Origin of the sequence: Micromonospora sp. ANENR4, assembly GCF_015354395.1 — a bacterium.
Taxonomy (GTDB): Bacteria; Actinomycetota; Actinomycetes; order Mycobacteriales; family Micromonosporaceae; genus Micromonospora; species Micromonospora aurantiaca.
This window is the reverse complement of the sequence record NZ_JADKYQ010000008.1, coordinates 180,294-200,729: the sequence shown is the minus strand read 5'-3', so window position 1 is coordinate 200,729 and position 20,436 is coordinate 180,294. Positions and strand designations below refer to the sequence as shown.

General features: G+C 71.8%; 22 protein-coding genes. 6 read left to right on the top strand and 16 right to left on the bottom strand.

Translation table 11 applies throughout. The annotated features are described in order from the left end of the window. Position 1 precedes the first annotated feature (1 nt). The gene (locus tag IRY44_RS16140; RefSeq protein WP_194801195.1) at positions 2–1,084 is read left to right on the top strand and encodes a polyprenyl synthetase family protein; all 1,083 of its coding nucleotides are present in this window, start codon (positions 2–4) and stop codon (positions 1,082–1,084) included. 179 nt (positions 1,085–1,263) lie between these two features. Here IRY44_RS16140 and IRY44_RS16135 read toward each other — a convergent pair whose 3' ends face one another. After that, positions 1,264–1,644 (bottom strand): Rv2175c family DNA-binding protein, encoded by a 381-nt coding sequence (locus IRY44_RS16135; RefSeq protein WP_135241310.1) that lies wholly within the window; start codon positions 1,642–1,644, stop codon positions 1,264–1,266. Positions 1,645–1,774: 130 nt separating this feature from the next. Here IRY44_RS16135 and pknB point away from each other — a divergent pair, with 130 nt between their 5' ends. Both pknB and IRY44_RS16125 read left to right on the top strand, forming a co-directional pair. Next, a complete protein-coding gene (pknB, locus tag IRY44_RS16130; RefSeq protein ID WP_194801194.1) occupies positions 1,775–3,760 on the top strand; it encodes a Stk1 family PASTA domain-containing Ser/Thr kinase in 1,986 nt (661 codons plus the stop codon). Next, a complete protein-coding gene (locus tag IRY44_RS16125; RefSeq protein ID WP_194801193.1) occupies positions 3,757–4,626 on the top strand; it encodes a deoxyribonuclease IV in 870 nt (289 codons plus the stop codon). Before pknB ends, IRY44_RS16125 begins: the two co-directional genes overlap by 4 nt. A gap of 71 nt (positions 4,627–4,697) precedes the next feature. Here IRY44_RS16125 and IRY44_RS16120 read toward each other — a convergent pair whose 3' ends face one another. The 4 genes from IRY44_RS16120 to IRY44_RS16105 all read right to left on the bottom strand — a co-directional run bounded on the left by IRY44_RS16120 (position 4,698) and on the right by IRY44_RS16105 (position 9,533). Next, positions 4,698–5,717, bottom strand: coding sequence for a low specificity L-threonine aldolase (locus IRY44_RS16120; protein WP_194801301.1), 1,020 nt, complete (start codon positions 5,715–5,717; stop codon positions 4,698–4,700). 10 nt (positions 5,718–5,727) lie between these two features. Further along, positions 5,728–7,134: a class II 3-deoxy-7-phosphoheptulonate synthase gene (locus IRY44_RS16115; RefSeq protein ID WP_013475760.1), complete on the bottom strand. Its 1,407-nt coding sequence runs from the start codon at positions 7,132–7,134 to the stop codon at positions 5,728–5,730. Between the two features lie 57 nt (positions 7,135–7,191). Then, positions 7,192–7,725 carry a hypothetical protein gene (locus tag IRY44_RS16110; RefSeq protein WP_194801192.1) on the bottom strand — a complete coding sequence of 178 codons (534 nt, stop codon included), beginning with the start codon at positions 7,723–7,725 and terminating at the stop codon, positions 7,192–7,194. 173 nt (positions 7,726–7,898) lie between these two features. Then, positions 7,899–9,533, bottom strand: a complete 1,635-nt coding sequence (locus IRY44_RS16105) for a glycosyl hydrolase family 18 protein (RefSeq protein ID WP_194801191.1) — start codon at positions 9,531–9,533, stop codon at positions 7,899–7,901. A gap of 143 nt (positions 9,534–9,676) precedes the next feature. Here IRY44_RS16105 and IRY44_RS16100 point away from each other — a divergent pair, with 143 nt between their 5' ends. Continuing rightward, positions 9,677–10,165 (top strand): glutathione peroxidase, encoded by a 489-nt coding sequence (locus IRY44_RS16100; protein ID WP_194801190.1) that lies wholly within the window; start codon positions 9,677–9,679, stop codon positions 10,163–10,165. Positions 10,166–10,237: 72 nt separating this feature from the next. Here the strand turns inward: IRY44_RS16100 and IRY44_RS16095 are convergent, their stop codons facing one another. From IRY44_RS16095 to IRY44_RS16065, 7 genes are all read right to left on the bottom strand, one after another. Next, positions 10,238–11,041, bottom strand: a complete 804-nt coding sequence (locus IRY44_RS16095; RefSeq protein WP_043329427.1) for an SGNH/GDSL hydrolase family protein — start codon at positions 11,039–11,041, stop codon at positions 10,238–10,240. 106 nt (positions 11,042–11,147) lie between these two features. After that, positions 11,148–11,342, bottom strand: coding sequence for a hypothetical protein (locus IRY44_RS30710; protein WP_228532189.1), 195 nt, complete (start codon positions 11,340–11,342; stop codon positions 11,148–11,150). A 167-nt stretch (positions 11,343–11,509) separates the two neighbouring features. Continuing rightward, on the bottom strand, positions 11,510–11,860 hold the full coding sequence (locus tag IRY44_RS16085) for a DUF2203 domain-containing protein (RefSeq protein ID WP_018785307.1): 351 nt from the start codon (positions 11,858–11,860) through the stop codon (positions 11,510–11,512). A gap of 35 nt (positions 11,861–11,895) precedes the next feature. After that, complete coding sequence (locus tag IRY44_RS16080; protein ID WP_104114577.1) at positions 11,896–12,222, bottom strand: DivIVA domain-containing protein; 327 nt, start codon at positions 12,220–12,222, stop codon at positions 11,896–11,898. Continuing rightward, the gene (locus tag IRY44_RS16075) at positions 12,222–13,295 is read right to left on the bottom strand and encodes an FAD-binding oxidoreductase (protein ID WP_370584960.1); all 1,074 of its coding nucleotides are present in this window, start codon (positions 13,293–13,295) and stop codon (positions 12,222–12,224) included. The genes IRY44_RS16080 and IRY44_RS16075 overlap by 1 nt, the downstream gene beginning before the upstream one ends. Further along, complete coding sequence (locus IRY44_RS16070) at positions 13,292–13,648, bottom strand: hypothetical protein (protein ID WP_113972722.1); 357 nt, start codon at positions 13,646–13,648, stop codon at positions 13,292–13,294. Before IRY44_RS16070 ends, IRY44_RS16075 begins: the two co-directional genes overlap by 4 nt. Next, positions 13,645–13,899, bottom strand: coding sequence for a hypothetical protein (locus tag IRY44_RS16065; protein ID WP_194801189.1), 255 nt, complete (start codon positions 13,897–13,899; stop codon positions 13,645–13,647). The genes IRY44_RS16070 and IRY44_RS16065 overlap by 4 nt, the downstream gene beginning before the upstream one ends. Before the next feature lie 228 nt (positions 13,900–14,127). Between IRY44_RS16065 and IRY44_RS16060 the strand changes: the two genes are divergently transcribed. Both IRY44_RS16060 and IRY44_RS16055 read left to right on the top strand, forming a co-directional pair. Then, positions 14,128–14,961, top strand: a complete 834-nt coding sequence (locus tag IRY44_RS16060; RefSeq protein ID WP_051611420.1) for a DUF5919 domain-containing protein — start codon at positions 14,128–14,130, stop codon at positions 14,959–14,961. Next, entirely contained in the window at positions 14,958–15,749 is a 792-nt protein-coding gene (locus IRY44_RS16055; protein ID WP_356987660.1) for an inositol monophosphatase family protein, read from the top strand. Before IRY44_RS16060 ends, IRY44_RS16055 begins: the two co-directional genes overlap by 4 nt. A gap of 431 nt (positions 15,750–16,180) precedes the next feature. On the opposite strand, the gene IRY44_RS16050 is transcribed toward IRY44_RS16055, so the two are convergent. The 4 genes from IRY44_RS16050 to ureG are packed head-to-tail and all read right to left on the bottom strand — an operon-like array spanning position 16,181 to position 20,431. After that, on the bottom strand, positions 16,181–17,821 hold the full coding sequence (locus IRY44_RS16050) for an ammonium transporter (protein WP_194801188.1): 1,641 nt from the start codon (positions 17,819–17,821) through the stop codon (positions 16,181–16,183). Next, the gene (gene yut / locus IRY44_RS16045; protein WP_194801187.1) at positions 17,799–18,869 is read right to left on the bottom strand and encodes an urea transporter; all 1,071 of its coding nucleotides are present in this window, start codon (positions 18,867–18,869) and stop codon (positions 17,799–17,801) included. The genes IRY44_RS16050 and yut overlap by 23 nt, the downstream gene beginning before the upstream one ends. Before the next feature lie 18 nt (positions 18,870–18,887). Next, positions 18,888–19,805, bottom strand: a complete 918-nt coding sequence (locus IRY44_RS16040) for an urease accessory protein UreD (protein WP_194801186.1) — start codon at positions 19,803–19,805, stop codon at positions 18,888–18,890. Next, a complete protein-coding gene (gene ureG / locus IRY44_RS16035) occupies positions 19,802–20,431 on the bottom strand; it encodes an urease accessory protein UreG (protein ID WP_013287653.1) in 630 nt (209 codons plus the stop codon). Before ureG ends, IRY44_RS16040 begins: the two co-directional genes overlap by 4 nt. Positions 20,432–20,436: the final 5 nt, after the last annotated feature.

The window sequence follows — 20,436 nt, the reverse complement described above, 5'->3', positions numbered from 1 at the left end:
CGTGACCCACGCTGCTCCCGTATCCCCCGTCGACCGTGCCGGCCTGCGCCAGCGGATCGACAAGGCGCTCACCGAGTTCCTCGCCGGCCAGCGCGGCTGGCTGACCGCCGTCGACGACGGCCTGCTGCCCGTCGCCGAGGCGATCGAGGCGTTCGTGCTGGGCGGCGGCAAGCGGCTGCGCCCGGCGTTCGGCTACTGGGGTTACCGGGGCGCCGGCGGGGTCGACTCCGACCAGGTCGTCGCCACCCTGGCGGCGCTGGAGTTCGTGCAGGCCAGCGCACTGATCCATGACGACCTGATGGACCGGTCGGACACCCGGCGGGGCGAGCCGGCGATGCACAGGCGGTTCGCCGCCCGGCACCGTACGGCCGGCTGGGGCGGCGACGCGGACTCCTTCGGCGACGCCGCGGCGATCCTGCTGGGCGACCTGTGCCTGGTCTGGTCCGACGAGCTGCTGCACTCCTCCGGCCTGCCGCCGGCCACGGTGGCCCGAGCCCGGCCGGTCTTCGACGAGATGCGCACCGAGGTGACCGTCGGGCAGTACCTGGACGTGCTGACCCAGGCCACCGGGGACACCTCGCTGGACCGGGCGGCGAAGGTGGCCCGGTACAAGTCGGCGAAGTACACGGTCGAGCGCCCGCTGCTGCTGGGCGCCGCGCTGGCCGGCGCGCCGCCGGAGGTGCACGCCGCGTACTCGGCGTACGGGCTGCCGCTGGGTGAGGCGTTCCAGCTCCGCGACGACGTGCTGGGGGTGTTCGGCGATCCGGAGCGCACCGGCAAGCCGGCCGGCGACGACCTGCGCGAGGGCAAGCGGACGTACCTGGTGGCGGCGGCCCTGGAGACGCTCGACCCGTCCGGCCGGGAGGCGCTGCTGGCCGGGCTCGGCGCACCGGACCTGGACGCGGCCGGGGTGGACCGGCTGCGCGAGCTGATCACCACGAGCGGCGCGCTGGAGCGGGCCGAGCGGCACATCACCGCGCTGACCGAGAGCGCCCTGGCCGCGCTGACCGCTGTCGACCTGGACACCGAGGCCCGCCAGGCCCTGGTCGACCTGGCCATCGCCGCCACCCGCCGCCCCGCCTGACCGCCACCCCACCCCACCCCCACCCCCTCCCCCCTCCCCACCCGCCCCCGAAGCGGTCGATCATGAAGTTGGCGGCACTTTCGGAGATCGACTTCGCCGTCAACTTCATGATCGACGAGGGCGGGCGGGAGGGGAGGGGTGGGGTGGGGTGGGGTGGGGTGGGTCCGGGTGGGTGAGGGCTAGAAGGCGACGGCCTGGGCTCGGCGTTTGACCTCGCGGGCCAGGTCGCCGCCGAGGGCCACGGCGGGGGTACCGGGAAGACTGGGGTCCTCCCGGTAGAGCCAGCGCAGCGCCTCCTCGTCGTCGTACCCGGCGTCGGCGAGCAGGTTGAGCACGCCGGGCAGGTGCTTGAGCACGGTGCGGTTGGCCACCAGGTCGGCCGGGATCCGGCGGACGCCGTCGCGGCGCACCGCGATCAGTTCGCGGTCGCGGATCATCTGGTGCACCTTGCTGATCGACAGGTCCAGGCGCTCGGCCACGTCGGGCAGCGTCAGCCAGCCGGCCGGGTCGGCCGGTCCGGCCAGGTCGGGGCCGGTCTCGGCGGGTACGGAATCGGTCACCCGACCACCCTGCCACGTGCCCGCCGGACGCGGCGCACGGCACCCCGCACCGTGGCGGTCCCCCCGTGTCGCAACCCGGCGGTAGCATCCTGTTCTACCTTCACCCTTCCGACACATAGACTGCCTACCGATGGACACACAGGTCGCCGACACGTTGCTGGGCTCGCTGATCGAGGGGCGCTACCGCATCCGCGGGCGCGTCGCCCGTGGCGGCATGGCGACCGTGTACACCGCCACCGACGAGCGCCTGGAGCGCACCGTGGCGGTCAAGATCATTCACCCGACCCAGGCGCCGCAGGCCCGGGCCCGGATGGCCGGGTTCGTCGAGCGCTTCACCGACGAGGCGAAGACGATCGCCCGGCTCACCCACCCGAACGTGGTGGCGGTCTACGACCAGGGCATCCACGCCGGCCTGCCGTACCTGGTGATGGAGTACGTCCGCGGGCGCACGCTGCGCGACGTGCTCGCCGAGCGCCGCCGGCTGAACCCGGACGAGGCACTGGCGATCACCGAGCAGATGCTCGCCGCGCTCGCCGCCGCGCACCGGGCCGGCCTGGTGCACCGCGACGTCAAGCCGGAGAACGTGCTGGTCGCCGAGGTGCCCACCGGCGGCAGCCGCAACCTTGTCGACAGCGTGGTCAAGGTGGCCGACTTCGGGCTGGCCCGGGCCGTGGAGGCCAGCGCCGAGGACGAGAACGGCAACCAGCTCATGGCGACCGTGGCGTACGTGGCGCCGGAGCTGGTCACCCAGGGCCACGCGGACCCGCGGACCGACGTCTACTCGGCCGGCATCGTGCTGTTCGAGATGCTCACCGGCCGGGTGCCCTACGACGGCGACCGTCCGGTGGAGGTCGCCTGGCAGCACGTCGACCGGGACGTACCGGCGCCGTCGACGCTGGTGCCGACGCTGCCGCCGGCCCTCGACGCGCTCGTCGCCCGGGCCACCCGGCGGGATCCGGCCGGCCGCCCGGCCGACGCCGCGGCGCTGCTGAGCGAGGTGCAGGCGGTCCGCGACCAGCTCGGCGACCCGCAGGCGCACACCACCGTGCTGCCGCAGCTCAGCGACGACACCGCGGTGCTGAGCCAGCCGACCCAGATGGTGGCCGCGCTCCAGCCGGTCGAGCGCCCGGCGTGGGCCCGGCTGCCCGAGAGCGGCGCCGCGCAGCGCCCGCACCGGCGCCGCGCCGTCGAGGAGGACGTTCCGGGGACCGGGTTCGCCGCTCTGCGTACCCGGATCATGGGCTCACCGCGCGGGCGGCTGGCCGTCGCCGCGGTGGTCGTCGTGCTCGGCCTGGTCGCCGCCGGGGGTGGCTGGTGGTTCGGCGTGGGCCGCTACACGGTCGCGCCGCAGCTGGTGAGCCTGACCAAGGCCGACGCGGAGGCGCGGGCCGAGCGCGGCGGCTTCACGCTGCGGTACGCCGCACCGCGCTACGACGAGAACGTCCCGAAGGACACGGTGCTCGGGCAGGATCCCGGCTCGGCCGCGCGGATCGTCAAGGGCGGCACGATCACGCTGACCCTGTCGCTCGGTCCGGAGCGGCTGCCGGTGCCGGACGTGGTGGGCAAGGACTACGCGCTGGCCCAGGCCGAACTGGAGGGCGTCAACCTGGTCGTGGCCAAGGGCTCCTCCCGGTACGACGACGCCCTGCCGGCGGGTGTGGTGCTGGCCACCGATCCGAAGGTGGGCACAGAGGTCAAGCCCGGGGCGAAGGTGACGGTGATCCTCAGCAAGGGTCGCGCGCCGGTGACGGTGCCCAACCTGGTCGGCAAGAGCCTCACCGAGGCGCGCGCCATCCTCGCGCAGCTCGGGCTGAAGCCGGTGGAGAACGTCAAGGACTCCGACAAGCCGAAGGACGAGATCCTCGGCCAGAGCCCGGCCGACGGCACCGGTGTGGAGAAGGGCACCCAGGTCAAGCTGGAGATCAGCAAGGGCCCGCCGCAGGTGGCCGTGCCCCGGGTGATCGACATGCCGTGCCAGCAGGCCAAGCAGACGCTGGAGAGCCAGGGCTTCCCGGTCAACGTCCAGCTCAACCCGAACGGCATCGTCCGGATCCAGAACCCGGCCGAGAACACGCCGGTGCCGCCGGGTACGACGATCACGGTGACGTGCCTGTGAGCGGATGCGACGGCCGCCGCCGGGTGGGGTCGCACACCCCCACCTCCGGCGGCCTGGCCCGGGCGGCCCTGCCGTACGCGGACGCGGCCGGGTCCGAGGTGGTGCAGGTCTACGTCTCGAACTCGCGGGGCTGGGCGCTGCCGGCCGGGGACCCGGCGCAGGACGCGTCGTTCCGCGACGGGTGCGGCGAGCGCGGCCTGCCCGTGTTCATCCACGCGTCGCTGCTGGTGAACCTCGGCTCCCCCACCCCGGCGACTGTGACCCGGTCGGCCGAGACGCTGGCGCACGCGCTGCGGCGGGGCCGGGCGATCGGTGCCGAGGGCGTGGTGTTCCACGCCGGCAGCTCGGTCGACGCCGGTCACGCCGAGGCGGCCCTGCGGCAGGTCCGGGAGGCACTGCTCCCGCTGCTCGACGAGGTCGCGGCCACCGGCGGACCGATGCTGCTGGTCGAGCCGAGCGCCGGGGGCGGCCGGTCACTGGCGTCCCGGGTCGAACACCTCGGCCCCTACCTGGACACGGTCGACAGGCACCCGATGCTCGGGGTCTGCTTCGACACCTGTCACGCCTGGGCGGCCGGCCACGACCTTGCCGCCGAGGGCGGCATGACCGCCACGCTCGACACGCTGGTCGCGACAGTGGGCGCGGACCGGCTACGGCTGGTGCACGCGAACGACTCGAAGGACCTGTGCGGTTCCACCCGGGACCGGCACGAGAACATCGGCAAGGGCACCATCGGTGAGCCGGCGTTCGCCGAGCTGATGCGCCATCCGGCGACGGCCGGTGTGCCCGTACTGGTGGAGACCCCCACGGAGAAGCACGTCGGCCACGCCGCTGACATAGCCACCCTGAAGCGCCTCCACCCCTGACGGTTCCGCCCACGCGCCCCTCCCCCGCCGGACTCCGGCAGGGGCGCGGGGCGCGGCAGGGTGAGGGCGGGTCAGGCGCGCAGGGCGGTGTTCAGGATGGTGGCGGCGCGGTCGATCTGCGTGTCGGTGACGTCCAGGTGGGTGACCAGCCGGGCGGTACGCGGGCCGAGCACCGAGATCAGCAGCCCCTCCGCCCGCGCGGCCGCCGCCAGCGCGTGCGCGTCCAGCGGGTGCTTGGTCAGGTCCAGCGGCACGATGTTGGTCCGCACCGCCGCCGCGAGCACCCCGTGCGGGGCGATCGCCTCGGCCAGCCGGGCCGCCTTCACGTGGTCGTCGGCGAGCCGCTCGACGTGGTGCGCCAGCGCGTACCGGCCGGCGGCGGCCAGGATGCCGACCTGCCGCATGCCGCCGCCCATCCGCTTGCGCAGGAACCGCGCCCGGGCGATCTTCTCCGCGCTACCCACGATCAGCGAGCCGACCGGCGCGCCGAGGCCCTTGGAGAGGCAGACCGAGAGCGTGTCGAACAACACGCCGTACTCGGCCAGCGGCACCCCGTCGGCCACATGCGCATGCCAGATCCGCGCGCCGTCGCAGTGCAGGGCCACCCCGTGCTCGTCGGCGACCTCACGCATCCGCCGCAGCGTCGGCAGCGGGATCACCCCGCCGCCGCCCCGGTTGTGGGTCTGCTCCACCGCGATCGCCCGCGTGGGCACCGCGAAGTAGCCGTCCGGCCGGATCATCCCGGCCACCACGTCGGGGTCCAGCTCCGCGCCCACCGCCGGCCAGGTCCGCGAGGAGATCCCACCGTACGCGGCGGCGGCGCCCACCTCGTACGTGACCACGTGCGCGTCGGCGTCGCAGAGCAGCTCGTCGCCCGGCGGTACGTGCAGCTGGAGCGCGATCTGGTTGGCCATCGAGCCGCTCGGGGCGAACAGCGCCGCCTCGTGGTCGAACAGCGCGGCCACCTCGGTCTCCAGCGCGGTGACCGTCGGGTCCTCGCCGTAGACGTCGTCGCCCACCTCGGCGGCGGTCATCGCCTCCCGCATCCCCGGCGTCGGCCGGGTCACGGTGTCCGTCCGCAGATCGATCAGATTCCTCACATCACCCACGGAGCATCTCCGCCACCAGGAACGCCAACTCCAGTGACTGCTGGGTGTTCAGCCGGGGGTCGCAGGCGGTCTCGTACCGGTCGGGCAGGTCGAGGTCCTCGATGCCCTGGGCGCCGCCGAGACACTCGGTGACGTCCTCGCCGGTCAGCTCGACGTGCAGGCCACCCGGGTGGGTGTCCAGGCCGCGGTGCACCTCGAAGTAGCCGAGCACCTCGTCCACGATCCGGTCGAAGTGCCGGGTCTTGTAGCCGTTCGAGGACTCGTGCGTGTTGCCGTGCATCGGGTCGCACTGCCAGACGACCTTGGCGCCCGCCGCGGTGACCTTGGCGACGATCGGGGGCAGTGCGTCGCGTACCCGGTGGTTGCCCATCCGGCTGATCAGCGTGAGCCGGCCGGGGATGTTGTCCGGGTTGAGCTTCTCGCAGAGCTCGATCGCCTCGTCGGGGGTGGTCGTCGGGCCGAGCTTGACGCCGATCGGGTTGGCGATGCGGGAGATGAAGTCGATGTGCGCGCCGTCGATCTGCCGGGTCCGCTCACCGATCCAGAGGAAATGCCCGGACAGGCCGTACGCCTTGCCGTTGGAGATCCGGGTCAGCGCCCGGTCGTACTCCAGCGCCAGCGCCTCGTGCGAGCAGTGCAGCGTGACGGTGCGCAGCGCCTCGTCGTCGGTCATTCCGCAGGCCCGGATGAAGGCCAGCGCCCGGTCGATCTCGCGGGCGATCGCGTCGTAGCGTTCGCCGGCCGGGGACCGCCGGACGAAGTCCTTGTTCCAGTCGTGCACGGCGTGCAGGTCGGCCAGCCCGCCGGCCAGGTACGCCCGGAGCATGTTCATCGCGGCGGCCGAGTTGGCGTACGCCCGGATCATGCGCTGCGGGTCGGCGACCCGCGCCTCCGGCGTGGCCTCAAGGGAATTGATCATGTCGCCGCGGTAGGCGGGCAGGCCCCGGGCGTCGGTCGGCAGGGACCGGGGCTTGGTGTACTGGCCGGCGACCCGGGCGACCTTGACCACGGGCAGCGACGCGCCGTAGGTGAGCACGATGGCCATCTGGAGCAGCGTGCGGGCGTTGGCGAGCAGGTGGCTCTCGGTGTTGTCGGCGAAGGTCTCCGCGCAGTCACCGCCCTGGAGCAGGAACGCCTTGCCCTCGCAGACCAGCGCGAGCCGCTGCCGCAACTGGTCGACCTCGTAGGGCGCGACCACCGACGGCACCGTGTCCAGCACCCGGCAGACCTCGGCGACCTGGGCCGGGTCGTCCCAGGGCGGGGTCTGCGCGCGCGGCAGCTCCCGCCATCGGTCGAGGCCGAGGGCCGCGTCCTCGGCGGAGTCGGCGGTCGGGCGGCTGGTCTGCAGACCAGGGCTGCCCACGGCGGGGTGACTCAGCTGATGCCACTCATGGCGCATGAAGGAAAGCGTACGGCGACCGTCGCGATCACTCGCCGCCGAGGGGGATGGTTCCGGTCACTGGGAGGGAACCGGTGAGGGCGCCGTCGCCGGCGGCGCCGGCTCCGCCGGGTCGGCGGTCGCCTCGACCGCGCGCTCGCCGGGCACCTCGCCGGAGATGCACCAGTCCGCCCCGTTACGGGTGACGGTGAACAGCAACGACCGGGCGGCCTTGCGCGAGCCGGCGGCAACGGTGATCGAGGCGCTGACCTCCTGGCCGTTCGGGCCGGAGCGGACCTCGGTGATCGTCGCCTCGGGCACCGTGAAGTGGTCGGCGAAGTCGCCGTTCGGGCCGGTGGCGGCGGAGTCGAAGGCGGCGTGCATGGGCGCGCAGAGCTGGCTGCGGCCGGCGGCGGCGTCGCGGGCGGTGAGCGCGTCCAGGTACGCCTGCACACGTTCGCGGCTCTTGGCCGCCGCCTCCTCGGCCGGCGCCTTCCCGCTGGGCGGGGTGTCTCCGCCGTCCTGGCCGCCCGAGCCGCAGGCGGCCAGCGCCGCCGGCAGGAGCGCGAGGAGAGCGAGCCCGGCGAACCGGTCCCGGTGGCTGCGACCCATCTGTCCTCCCGTCGCGTTGACTCGTCGAGCGGCGAGTGTGCCACACCCGGCCCGCGTGGCCGGGTGACTCCCCATCCTGACCCGGATCGGCGCGCTCGGCCAGGACGGCACGCGGGCGGGGAGGGGCCGGTGCGGCCCCTCCCCGCCGGGTGGGTGGTGCGTCGGCCCTCGGCTCAGCCGAGACCGCCCTTGATGGCGCCGATCAGCTCACCGTTGCTGGTGTCACCGGAGAGCTCCCAGAAGAACGCGCCACCGAGGCCCTGGCTGTTGGCGTAGCTCATCTTCCCGCCGATGGTCGACGGGGTGTCGTAGCTCCACCAGTTGCTGCCGCACTTGGCGTACGCGGTGCCGCCGACGGTGCCGGTGGCCGGGCAGCTGTTCTTGAGCACCTTGTAGTCCTCGATGCCGGCCTCGTAGGTACCAGGTGCCGCGCCGGTGGCGCTGCCGCCGGGTGCGGCCTGGGTCACGCCGGTCCAGCCGCGTCCGTAGAACCCGACGCCGAGCAGCAGCTTGCTGGACGGTACGCCCTTGGACTTGAGCTTCTGGATCGCCGCGTCCGACCAGAAGCCCTGCTGCGGGATGCCGGCGTAGGAGTAGAGCGGCGAGTGCGGCGCGGTCGGCCCCTGGGCGTTGAAGGCGCCGAAGTAGTCGTACGTCATCGGCATCAGCCAGTTGAGGTTGTTCGCGGCGCCGGCGTAGTCGGTGGCGTCGATCTTGCCGCCGTTGCTGCCGTCGGCGGTGATCGCCGCGGTGACCAGGAAGCTGGAGCCGAACTTGCTCCGCAGGGCCGAGACCACGTTCTTGAACGCGTTCGGGCCGCTGCTGTCGCACTGGAGGCCGCAGGCGTTCGGGTACTCCCAGTCGACGTCGATGCCGTCGAAGACGTCCGCCCAGCGCGGGTCCTTGACCAGGGAGTAGCAGGAGTCGGCGAACGCGGCCGGGTTCTGCGCGGCCTGGGTGAAGCCGCCGGACCAGGTCCAGCCGCCGAAGGACCAGAGCACCTTCAGGTTCGGGTACATCTTCTTGAGCTTGCGCAGCTGGTTGAAGCTGCCGCGCAGCGGCTGGTCCCAGGTGTCGGCGACGCCGTCGACGCTGTCCGCCGCGGTGTACGCCTTCTCGTAGTCGGCGTAGCTGTCCCCGATGCTGCAGCGGCCGCCGGTGGTGTTGCCGAAGGCGTACAGGATGTGGGTCAGCTTCGCGGCCGAGCCGCTGGTGTGGATGTTCTTGACGTGGTAGTTGCGGGCGTAGACGCCCCACTCGGCGAAGTAGCCGACGATCTTCTTGCCGCCGGGCGGCGGCGTGGTGGGCGGCTGCGTGGTCGGCGGGGCGGTCGTCGGCGGTGCCGTGGTGGGCGGCGCGGTGGTCGGCGGCGCCGTGGTGGGCGCGGTGGTCGTCGGCGTGCCGCCGCCGGTGCAGGAGCCGCCGTTGATCGTGCAGCTCACCGGCGCCTTGTACGCGCCGGTGCCGTTGTAGCCCCAGCTGAAGCTGGCGCCGGGGGCGAGCGTCGACGCCCAGCTCTTGTTGACCGCCACGTAGCGGTCACCGCTGCGGGTGATGTCGGCGTCCCAGGAGCTGCTGATCGAGGTGCCGGAGGGCAGCGTGAACTCGATGCGCCAGCCGTTGACGGTGGAGCTGGTGCCGTTGGTGACTGTCACCCGTCCCTCGTGGCCGGTCCCCCAGTCCTGCACCTTGGCGAACGTGGCGGTGACGCTGCCGGCGGCCGACGCGGTGGTCATGGGCACCGCGGCGACCGCGAGCGCGACCACGGCGCCGGTGGCCCACAGGGCCCGGCGGAGCGATCTCTTCATACGGCGTCCCTCCAATAGTTAGGAAACTTTCCAAATTGATTGCTGAGACGCTACTCACGCCGTCACCACTTAGTCAAGATGTCGATGCATCGATTTCACGGGTGGCGCGGGACGGTGGGCGCCAAGGCCCGTAGCCTCGTCCCATGACCGTTTTCGACGTCCAGATCGACGCCCTCACCGGCGGCCCGGCCGACCTCGGCGGCTACCGCGGCCGCGCCCTGCTCGTGGTCAACGTGGCCTCCCGCTGCGGCCTCACCCCGCAGTACACGGGCCTTCAGGAACTCGCCGACACGTACGCCGGACGCGGGCTGACCGTGCTCGGGGTGCCGTGCAACCAGTTCGCCGGCCAGGAGCCGGGCAGCGCCGCTGAGATCGAGGAGTTCTGCCAGGTCAACTACGGCGTGACGTTTCCGCTGACGGAGAAGGTCGACGTCAACGGGCCCGACCGGCACCCGCTCTACGCGGAGCTGGTGTCCACGCCGGACGCCGAGGGGCACACCGGCGACGTGCGCTGGAACTTCGAGAAGTTCCTCGTCGCGCCGGACGGCACGGTGGCCGCCCGGTTCGGCCCGCAGGTCACGCCCGAGGATCCTGAGCTGCGCGCGGCGATCGAGAAGGTCCTGCCGGCCTGACGGGCACACCGCCGCCGGGCACGGCGAAGCGGCACGCTCCCGCGGGGAGGCGTGCCGCTGCCGCGGACCGGGTCAGCCGGCGGCGGACCGGAAGACCGGGTAGTAGCCGCCGGACTGCCCCGCGGCCGTCGGGTGGTACGACTTGCTCAGGCTCAGCACGTTCAGCGCGTGCAGCCACTTGGTCCCGCCGCTGCACAGCTGGTGGCCGACGAAGATGGAGCGGACGTCGGCGAATTTGAAGCCGGCCGAGACGGCGGCCGTACGGGTGATGTCGTCGAGCAGGTTGATGCCCTCGTTGATCTTCGCCCGGGACGTCGCGCTGAGCCCGACGCAGGTGGTGCCGAGCTGGTAGAAGACCGGGTAGCCGACCACCACGACGCGGGCCGAGGGCGAGCGGCTCTTGATGCCGTTGTAGACGTTGGCGAGGCGGCCCGGCATCGAGGTGCGGGCCACGTTCATGGCGGACTGCACGGCCGCCACGCACTGGGTCTCCCCCTGGAGCACGCAGGTGCTCATGATGTTGGCGAAGCCGACGTCGTTGCCGCCCACCGTGACGCTGACCAGCGTGGTGGTGGAGGAGAGCGCGGAGAGCTGGCTGTTGATGACGTCCGCCGTGGTGGCGCCGGAGCAGGCGACCGAACGGTACGACGCGGGCTTGATGTTGGCGTTGTAGAGCGCCGGATAGGCGTTCGTACTGCGTAGGCAGTTACCGCTCTCGGACGTGTAGCTGTCGGCGCCGACGCCGGAGGCGTACGAGTCGCCGAGCGCGACGTAGCGGTCGGACGGGGCCGCCTGGGCGGGGGCGGCCAGAGACAGGGTGACCCCGACCGAGGCGGCCAGGGTCAGGGCGAGGGTGGCAAGACGGGATCTCCGCACGTCGCACTCCTGGGGGCGTGAAGTGGTGGTGAGAGATAGATATCAATAAGATCACAGCGCATGGAAGATCACCGATTTGCGGCCGGGCGCGTATAGCGACTTACGCCTACAAATCGTTGCCGGTTTCGCGGAGCGGGCTGAAGGATTGTTCCGCCGGGATCGTCAGCCGCATCGCCGGGTCGGCGGTCTCCCGGAAACCCAGGGCACGGTAGAGCGGCCGACCGGCCGCCGAGGCCCGCAGGTCGATCCGGCGCACGCCCCGGTCCCGGAACCAGGCCAGCAGTGCGCTGCGGCCAGCCACGGGTCCGGCTCGGCCAACCAGGCGCGCAGATTGTCCCGGGCCACGTCCTGCCAGCGGCCCGGCGGCGTCGGCGCGCCGCTCATGCCGGCGAGCATCAGCCCTCGCAACCGGACCAGTTCCCCGGCGTCCGACGGCACGGCGCGGCGCGCGTCACCCACTGTGCGGGGTCAGACCGGGCGGCGGCCGGCGAATCCGCACTCGACCCGGTGGTACCACCTGATGTCGGTGTCCCCCTCCAGCCAGCACCACAGCACCGCCCGGCCGTCGCGCTCACCGGGGAAGTCGAGCAGCACCGGGGCGATCCCCTTGACCGCGATGTCGTGCTGGTGGAACTCGTCCACCACCACGTGCAGCCGCGCCTCCAGGGCCTTCACCTCGGCGAGCCCGCCGAGCGCGCTGACGCCGTGGTCGGCCAGATCGACACGCAGCTCGGCCAGGTCGGCCCGCAGCCGGATCAGCTCGTCGACGCGCGGCCGCAGCGTGGCCACCAGGTGTCGCGCCTGGGCGAGAGTGAACACCGGGCCAGTATGCGGCACGACCGGTGTCGTCCGGGTCACCGCTCACCCGCACGTCGACCGTCGGGGCCGGGACGGGACGGTGCGCCTGGAATGGCCGCGGGAGACCAGACGACACCGGCAGCCTCCCGCACCTCGGCCTGCCAGGCGCGCAGGGCCCGCTTGATGCGGTCGTTCTCGTCCCGGGCGTCGTCGAGCAGCCGGGTCCGCTCCCCCAGTTCGTAGACGAGCCGGTGCAACAGCGCGTCGACGTCGTCGGTCCGGTAACCGCGCCGCCCCAGTGACGTGCGGGGCAGCTCGACCGCGCTGAGCCGGTCCGCGGTGAGCGGGCCGGCCAGCGCGTTGCGGCTGTGATAGACGCCCATCAGACGCCGAACCCGTCCGGCAGGTGGATCCGCTCGGCCGGCACCCCACCGGCGAGCAAGCGCAGCCGCGACCCGGCCACCATCAACGGTGGCCCGCACAGGTAGACCTCCTGACCGGGTCGCCAGTGGTCGAGCGCGACGGTGAGCGCATCACCCTGCTCTCCCGCCTCCGCCACCGGATCGTGCGAGAACGCGGGCACGACGGTCAGCCAGTCGTTGCTGCTCTGAAGCTTGTCGAGGCTGATCGGGTCGTAGAGGTCGGCGAGGGTACGGGCGCCGACCACCACTGTGACCCGGCGACCGGCCGGCGCGGCGGCGACCTGCTCGACCAGGGCGCGCAGCGGCGCCAGCCCGGTCCCCCCGGCGACGAGCAGCAGGTCCGCCTTCGACGCCGGGTCGAGGGTCAGGCCGGTCGACCGGGGCGGGCCGAGCCAGATCCGGTCACCGGGGCGTACCCGGTGCACGAGCGTGCGGGAGACGGCGGCGACGGCACGGACGTGGAGTTCGACGGTGCCGTCGGCGCGCGGAGCGTTGGCCGGCGAGTACCAGCGCCACCGGCCGGGCCGGCGCTCGGCGCAGACGGGCAGCGCCTGGCCGGGCCGGAACGTCAGGCGGCGCCAGGGGCGCACGGTCACCACGGCGATGCCGTCGGCGGCCCGGTCGTGGTCGACGACCTGCGCCGGCCACCAGGGCGGGCCGTCGTCGGCCTGCTCGACCGCACGGCTCACCGCCGCCGTGGCCCGCCGGGCGGCCCCTGCCCAGGCCGCCACCAGTTCCGGTGTCAACCTCACCTGCCGGGACACCGTCGCGACGAGCGCGGCCACGACGGTGAGCTGGTGCGGCAGCAGCCGGTAGCGGCGACAGGCCCGGCCGAGCACGGTCAACAACGCCGCCCGCCCGGCCGGGTCGTCGCCACCGCTGACCAGCCGTCCGAATGCGGCGAGGAACACCGCCGCCTCCCGCTCCGGCAGCGTCCCGGGGCAGCGCTCCTCGACCGCGCACCAGAAGTGGTCGGCCGCCTCGCGGGCGTACCGCATGGTGACGGACCACGACGCAGCGAGGGCGGCGGTCACGAGCCGGCCTCGTCCGAGAAGGCCCGCCGGGCCGCTGTCACCGAGCCTGCCGGCACGTCGAGCGCCCAGAGCACCCCGGCCAGGTAGTCGACCACGCGGTGGTGCTGCGCCTCGGTCAGGCCCAGGCCGCGCCATGCCTCGGCCGTTGGCCGGGCGATGTCGCCCGCCGGTCCGCCGAGCGCCACCGTGAGGGTGAGCGCCAGGTGTCCGGCGAGCCGGGCCCGATCAACCCCGACGAGGTACGGCGCCAGCTCCGCGTCCGCCGCCACCAGCCGCAGCCACCGGGCCACCGCCTCACGCACCGCCGCCGACCCGGGCCAGCTCTCCGTCGGGTACGCCCCGAGCCCGGTCACGCCCACGGCCAGGCGCCCGGGTCGCCGGCGGCGACCAACTCGTCCACGCGCTCCTCGGTGAGCCCGGCCGCCTGCAACGTGCTGCGGCCCCAGCGGGCCAGCCGGCACGGATGCGGCACCCGCTCACTGCGACACAGTGGACCCGCCGGCCACCGCTCCGGCACATGCACCGCCACCGCGCGTACGGCCAACACCACGTCCTCGTCGCTGACCGGGGTGAACACCGGGAAGTCGTCCAGCACCGCCGCCATGAAGAGCCCTTCCGTCGAGAGTCGGAGCGGCGCCGGGGCGGGCGGGGACGGCGGACGCGCTCGGGTGACGCCCCGCCGGAGCCCAGCACCCGCCCCGGGCCATGCGTCCACCCTCGCCAGCTTGCGGCTCATCGGGTACGACTACGCTCTGCACTTGCGCTGTACCAGCTCTGAAGTCGAGCCGCTAAGCTGCTGGCAGCCGGTCTCGACGCACTCGGAGGCGAGCCGATGACGACCGTGCAGAAGTGGACCGGCCGGGAGACCCGGATGCTGCGCCACGCGCTGCGAATGAGCATCCGCGACTTCGCCGAACACCTCGGCGTCAGCGAGCGCACCGTCTCGAAGTGGGAGGCCGGCCGGGAGGCGGTGCAACCTCGACCGGAGATCCAGGCCGCGCTCGACACCGCGCTCGCGCGGGCGGGGAACGAGGTTCATCGGCGATTCCGGTCAGGCTTGGGATTGGCAGATGCCGCCGAGCTGCGGCAAGGTGCTGCCGATATCCAGGCGGAAGGGAACGGTGGCACCTCAATAGCGGACGTCACGGCGGTTTTCCGCAATCGGGCGGAGCTCTCTGCGCACCTGCCTGCGGATCGCATCCTGGACGGCGCCCGAAAGGTTCGAGCGATGGGACTCTCCCTGAACCTGCTGTGCCAGCACTACCCCGATCACCGCTGGCGTCAGCTCATCGAAGGCGGCGCACAGGTCCGATGCCTGTTCCTGGATCCTGACGGCTCGGCGATCCAAGCCAGGGAACGTGAGGAGAGCTTCCCGGCCGGCCAGCTCGCGGCACTGACGAAGCTCAACATCGAGACGATGTTGCGGGTGCGTGACCGCCTGTCGGGCGACCTGTACGGCAACGTGCAGCTCGCCCTCTACGACGAGACGCTTCGGTTCAACGTGCTCCTCATCGACGACCTCTGCCTTGCCCAGGCATACCTGCCCGCGAGCCGAGGGGTCGACTCTCCGACCTTCGTGATGCGACGCCGAGAACCCACGACGGGGTTGTACCCGGTGTATGAGCAGATTTTCGACTCTCAGTGGGAGCGGAGCCGGCAACTGTGACCTCGTACCGTGAGCTGCTGCCGGTCGCCCTCGATGCTGTTGGTCGGGCAGCCACCTTCATGCGCCGCCAGGCACCGGTCACCTCTACCAGTAAAGGCGACCGCGATCTCGTCTCGGATGTCGACTACGCGATTGAGCGAGACCTTCGATCGTTCCTGCGCGATGCGACACCCGGCATCGCCTTTCTCGGGGAGGAGGAGGGAGTCAGCGGCACCGGGGATTTGCAGTGGACGCTTGATCCGGTCGACGGAACGATCAATTTCGTGCGCGGTATCCCCTTGTGCGGCATCTCCCTCGGCTTACTCCACGGAACACGTCCAGCCCTCGGCGTCGTGGACCTACCCTTCCTCGGTGCTCGATACTGGGCCGCCGAAGGTTGTGGGGCATTCGCGAACGGCGATCCGGTCAAGGTGAGCGACACCACCAGCCTGGACGAAGCCGTCGTAGGGATCGGCGATTTCGCCGTCGGAGCGGATGCCGCGAACAAGAATCGGATCCGGCTGGCACTTATGGCGCGGCTCGCCGAGACCGTGCAGCGCGTGCGGATGAGTGGATCAGCCGCAGTGGATCTCGTCTGGTTGGCGGAGGGGAAGATCGACGCCGCCATCACCCTCTCCAACCACACCTGGGACATGACAGCCGGGGTGGCCATCGCCCGTGAGGCGGGAGCCGTCGTCGTCGACATCAGTGGGGCCGAGTACAGCGCCGAGTCGACGACTACCCTCGCGATCACCCCTGGGCTGGTCGGTCAGATGTTGCCGCACCTGCGGGAGAACGAGACGGCGTGAGCCGATGACGACTGTGGCAGAGGTCGCCCGGGGCGCTCGCTCTGACTCGTCATGAGAGGGCCACATGGACATCGATGAGGCGAAATGCGAGGTGCGTGAGACCATTTGGTCACGGTTGGAACAGGCTGCCCAGGCGCTACCCCCTGGCGCGTACGGGCGCATCCCCGACTTCGTTGGAGCCAAGCGGGCCGCAGAACGGCTTACGGCGCATGACGCTTGGCGCAGCGCCCGCGTCATCAAGTCCAACCCGGACAAGGCTCAACTTCCGGTGAGGCTGGGAAAGCCTCAGCTCCCAGAAGATCGGCTCCATTCCGGTCCTCAGGGCATCAGCCGCTGTTGATTGAGTGGCACCAGAACGATCCCACACAGGTCACGAGGGCCTGTCGTGACTTTCTCCGGTGAGCTGTCCGCCGGCATCGGTCGACGGACCGTCAGGACTGGACGCGTTCCGCCTCCTGCACGAACGTGTCGCTCCGCCTGGCCCCCATCCGGTCCAGCTCGTCCAGCACCGCCCCCACCCCGTCCGCACCCACCAGCACGGTGACGCGCAACCGGGCCGACAACGGCTGGTCCTGCCAGTAACCACGCGGCAGCAGGCTCGCCTGCGGCGTCGTCGTCGCCACGGCGGCGTCGCTGACGATGACCGAGATCGCGCCCGCGCGCAGCAGCGCGTCGCGCAGGTCGGCGCTGTTCGCGGCCGGGTCCGGTTCCAGCAGCGCGGTGACCAGCCGTACCCGCTGGCCGGGCGGCACGGCCGGTTCGCCGGCCGGCGCCGCTCCGGTACGACGGCGGGGTGCGCCGGGCGCGGTCAGGCTGGTGACGCCGCCGAGGTGGTAGGCGTCGGCGCCCTGTTGCGCCTGGTCCAGGCGTTCCTGGTCAGCCGGCGGCACGCGCAGGCCGATGAGCGCCTGCACCCCGGCGGCGATCAGCCAGGTCAGGACGAAGGAGAACGCGACCACGCTGACCACGCCGACGAGCTGGCGCCACAGCAGGCCGCCTCCGCCGCCGAGGAACAGCCCGTCGGCGCCGAGCGGGTTGACGCCGCGGTTGCCGAACAGGCCGAGCAGGAGCGTGCCGAGCATGCCGCCGACGAAGTGCACGGCGAGCACGTCGAGCGCGTCGTCGAGGCGCAGCAGGTACTTCAGTTTCAGCGCGAAGTGGCAGACCAGGCCGGCCAGCGCGCCGATCGCGACGGCCGACGCCGCGTTGACGTACCCGGCGGTCGGCGTGACAGTGGCGAGGCCCGCGACCGCGCCGGAGACCGCGCCCACGACGGTGCTGTGTCCGTCAGTGACGCGTTCCAGCGCCAGCCAGACGAGCATCGCCGCAGCGGCGGCCAGGTGCGTGTTGAGGACGGCCTGGGCGGCGAGGCCGTTGGCCTGGAGGCCGTCGCCGCCGTTGAAGCCGAACCAGCCGAACCAGAGGATGCCGGCGCCGACGATGGTCAACGGGATCGAGTTCGGTGGTGCGGCGGTGTGCGGCCAGTCCCGGCGCCGGCCGACGACGAGCAGGACGGCGAGGACGGCGGCGCCGGCGCTGGCGTGCACGACCAGCCCGCCGGCCCAGTCCTGGGTGCCGAACTTGGCGAGCCATCCGCCGGGGTGCCAGAGCCAGTGCGCGATCGGCGCGTAGACCACTATCGACCAGACCGCGAGGAACAGCACCCAGCCGCCGAAGCGCAGCCGGCCGGCGGTGGCGCCGGTGACGAGCGCCGGTGTGATCACCGCGAACATCATCTGGAACAGGACGAACGCCAGCGTCGGGATGGTGATCCGGCCGTCGACCACGTGCAGGTTGGGTGCGGGCGGCACCTTCAGGTCGGTGAGCCCGAACAGTTCCAGGTTGCCGAAGAGTCCGCTGCCGGCGTCGTCGCCGAAGGCGATGGTGTAGCCGACGAGCACCCAGGTCAGGCTGACCACGCCCAGCGCGATCATGTTCTGTTGCAGCATCGCCAGGACGTTGCGGGTGCGGACCATGCCGCCGTAGAACGCGGCGAGTCCCGGCGTCATGAACAGGACGAGGCCGGCGCAGACCAGCACCCAGGCGGTGTCACCCGCGTTCGGAGCGGACACGGTTTCCCTCCTTCTCTCGCAGGTGGACGGAGTCGCGGACGGTGTGCATCACGGTGTCCTTGACCCGATCGTGGTTGGGCACCGGCGCGAAGTGCCGGTCCGGCAGCAGCAACAGCCAGGTGGCGATGTTGAACGGCCCGGTCAGCACCGGGATGCCGAGCGGCGTGAGCATGGTGGTCAGCGCCATCTGCACGAACAGCGTCAGCGCGATGCCGAACAGCGTGTAGACGGTGACCAGCGCGCCGGGGCGGTGCGCCACAGCGCCCACCACGATCGCGGTCAGCACCGCGTTGAAGGCGAACAGGCCCTTGTCCAGGGACGCACCGTCGGCGCCGAACCAGAGCGCCAGCAGTGTCGCGCCGACGGCGCCGATCACCGCGAACAGCGCCGACCACCGGGAGTTGATCAGCAGGGCGATGAGGATGAGCAGGCCGGTGACCCAGCTCTCGATCAGGTAGACCTGGGACACGCCCTTGAAGAAGACCGGGATGAGGCCCCAGTCGAACGTGCCGCCGGTCAGCGATCCCTCGCCGGGGAACTTCGGGGTCAGCTTGGTGAGCACCGTGAACCTGTCGAACTGGTACGCCGCCATCAGCAGGAACCAGGTCGTGAGCACGAACGGGAACGTGTAGGCGGTCAGGTTCCAGCGTTTGAAGACGGCGTTGAGGGCGAGCGTGACCACCACCGTGCCGATCGCGCCGAGCACGAGGTAAAGCCACATCAGCGGACGCTGGTCGAGGAACGTGGGCACCGCGAGGCCGGTCAGCAGCGGACTGAAGCCGAACAGGCCCTTGCGCCAGCTGGACATGTCGACCCGCAGCGCCAGCGCGGTAGCGGTGCCGACGACCAGGCCGAGCACGCCGCCGCCGAACACCCGGGGCGTCCCGTTCTCGAACGCGCCCCAGGCGAGCGCGATCAGGATGAGCAGGCCGCTGAGCGGATTGTTCTGGAGCACCACCTGCGCGGCGCCGCGCAGGCTGGCGTCGACGAACCCGGCCGCCGGGTTCCGATCGGCCAGATGGCGCCAGCCACGTCCGATGTCGGCCATGTCGCTGTTCTCCTCGCCTCAACGCCAGCTGAAGACCGGCGGGAAGGTGCAGCCGGTCACCTCTTCGCGGGCGGCAGTGCAGAACGCGCGTACCGCGGCGCGGACCGGTTCGGTCTCCTGACCCAGCACCTTGAACACCAGGCCGGCGTCGTTCGGCAGCCGGCTGACGGCGGTGGCCAGCGGTGTCTGCTCGTCCCACACCGGCGTCGCGGTCCGCTCGAACACCCTTGCCGCCCGGTCCGGGTCGGTGAGCAGCACGACGTTGCCGAAGACGTGGAAGCGGTCCATCATCCCGATCCGCGACACCGGGAACCGCCCGGGAGTGATGACGAACTTCTCGACGAACAGCGGCCGTCCGTCGGGCCGCTGCGCCCGCAACGTGGTGGAGAACAGGTCGTACGCGAAGATCTCGCCGTCGCGGTAGTACTTGCGGCCGGGCTGGAGCACCTCCGCGTACAGCATCGTCGCGGTCTCCGGCAGCCGGACCAGCGTGTCGGAGACGAACCGGCTGCGCCGGAACGGGATCACCGGTTCGGGCAGGAACTCCAGGTAGGCGTCGTCGGCCAGGGTGAAGCTCTGGGTCTGGGTGCCGTAGTTGGCGTCCATTTCCTGGATCTTGGTGGCGGCCTGGGTGACCAGGTGCGCCTGCGCGCCCGGCCCCAGGTCGACGTCGATGCGCAGCCGGTCGCCCTGGAGCACGCCACCGGAGGTGGTGAGGATCATGACGCAGGGCAGGCCCGGCATCTCCTCGTCCCAGTACAGCGCGCGCTGCACCAGCAGCGGCGACTGCCGGAAGACGTCGCGCAGGATGGTCCGGTCCTCGCGCCGCTCGAACCCCAGCCGGAGGATGCCCACCTTGCCGTTCGCGGCGGCCGGCAGCTGCGCCGGCTGGTCCTGGTACGGCGCGAGTTCCCGGACGGAGTCCAGAGTGGTCATGCGAGCACTTCGGCGTCGAACAGCGCGTTGCGGCGGACCAGGTCCACCAGGTCGTCGATGCCCTCGCCGGTCTTGCAGTTGGTGAACACGAACGGCTTGCCGCCGCGCATCAGCTCGGCGTCGCGGGCCATCACGTCCAGGTCGGCGTCGACGTACGGGGCCAGGTCGGTCTTGTTGATCACGAGGATGTCGGACTTGGAGATACCCGGGCCGTTCTTGCGCGGGATCTTGTCGCCGGCCGCCACGTCGATCACGTAGATGAAGTAGTCGACGAGGGCGGGGCTGAAGGTGAGCGTGAGGTTGTCCCCGCCGCTCTCGATGAGCACGACGTCGCTGTCCGGGAACCGCGCCTCCATGTCCTCCACCGCGGCGAGGTTCATGCTGGGGTCCTCGCGTACCGCGGTGTGCGGGCAGGCGCCGGTCTCGACGCCGACGATGCGCTCCTCCACCAGCACGCCGGTCAGGGCGCGGCGGACGTGCTTGGCGTCCTCGGTGGTGACCACGTCGTTGGTGATGACCAGGATGCGCAGGCCCTGCTCGACCAGGCGGGGCACGACGGCCTCGATGATGGCCGTCTTGCCGCTGCCCACCGGGCCGCCGACGCCGATCCGACTCGCTGATTTCATCTCTG

Excerpts from the sequence above, each read along its gene's own strand:
- pknB (WP_194801194.1), top strand. The coding sequence starts at position 1,775 with ATGGACACACAGGTCGCCGACACGTTGCTGGGCTCGCTGATCGAGGGG.
- IRY44_RS16115 (WP_013475760.1), bottom strand. The coding sequence starts at position 7,134 with ATGCGCCATGAGTGGCATCAGCTGAGTCACCCCGCCGTGGGCAGCCCT.
- IRY44_RS16110 (WP_194801192.1), bottom strand. The coding sequence starts at position 7,725 with ATGGGTCGCAGCCACCGGGACCGGTTCGCCGGGCTCGCTCTCCTCGCG.
- IRY44_RS16105 (WP_194801191.1), bottom strand. The coding sequence starts at position 9,533 with ATGAAGAGATCGCTCCGCCGGGCCCTGTGGGCCACCGGCGCCGTGGTC.
- IRY44_RS16100 (WP_194801190.1), top strand. The coding sequence starts at position 9,677 with ATGACCGTTTTCGACGTCCAGATCGACGCCCTCACCGGCGGCCCGGCC.
- IRY44_RS16080 (WP_104114577.1), bottom strand. The coding sequence starts at position 12,222 with ATGGGCGTCTATCACAGCCGCAACGCGCTGGCCGGCCCGCTCACCGCG.
- IRY44_RS16065 (WP_194801189.1), bottom strand. The coding sequence starts at position 13,899 with ATGGCGGCGGTGCTGGACGACTTCCCGGTGTTCACCCCGGTCAGCGAC.
- IRY44_RS16060 (WP_051611420.1), top strand. The coding sequence starts at position 14,128 with ATGACGACCGTGCAGAAGTGGACCGGCCGGGAGACCCGGATGCTGCGC.
- yut (WP_194801187.1), bottom strand. The coding sequence starts at position 18,869 with ATGGCCGACATCGGACGTGGCTGGCGCCATCTGGCCGATCGGAACCCG.
- IRY44_RS16040 (WP_194801186.1), bottom strand. The coding sequence starts at position 19,805 with ATGACCACTCTGGACTCCGTCCGGGAACTCGCGCCGTACCAGGACCAG.
- ureG (WP_013287653.1), bottom strand. The coding sequence starts at position 20,431 with ATGAAATCAGCGAGTCGGATCGGCGTCGGCGGCCCGGTGGGCAGCGGC.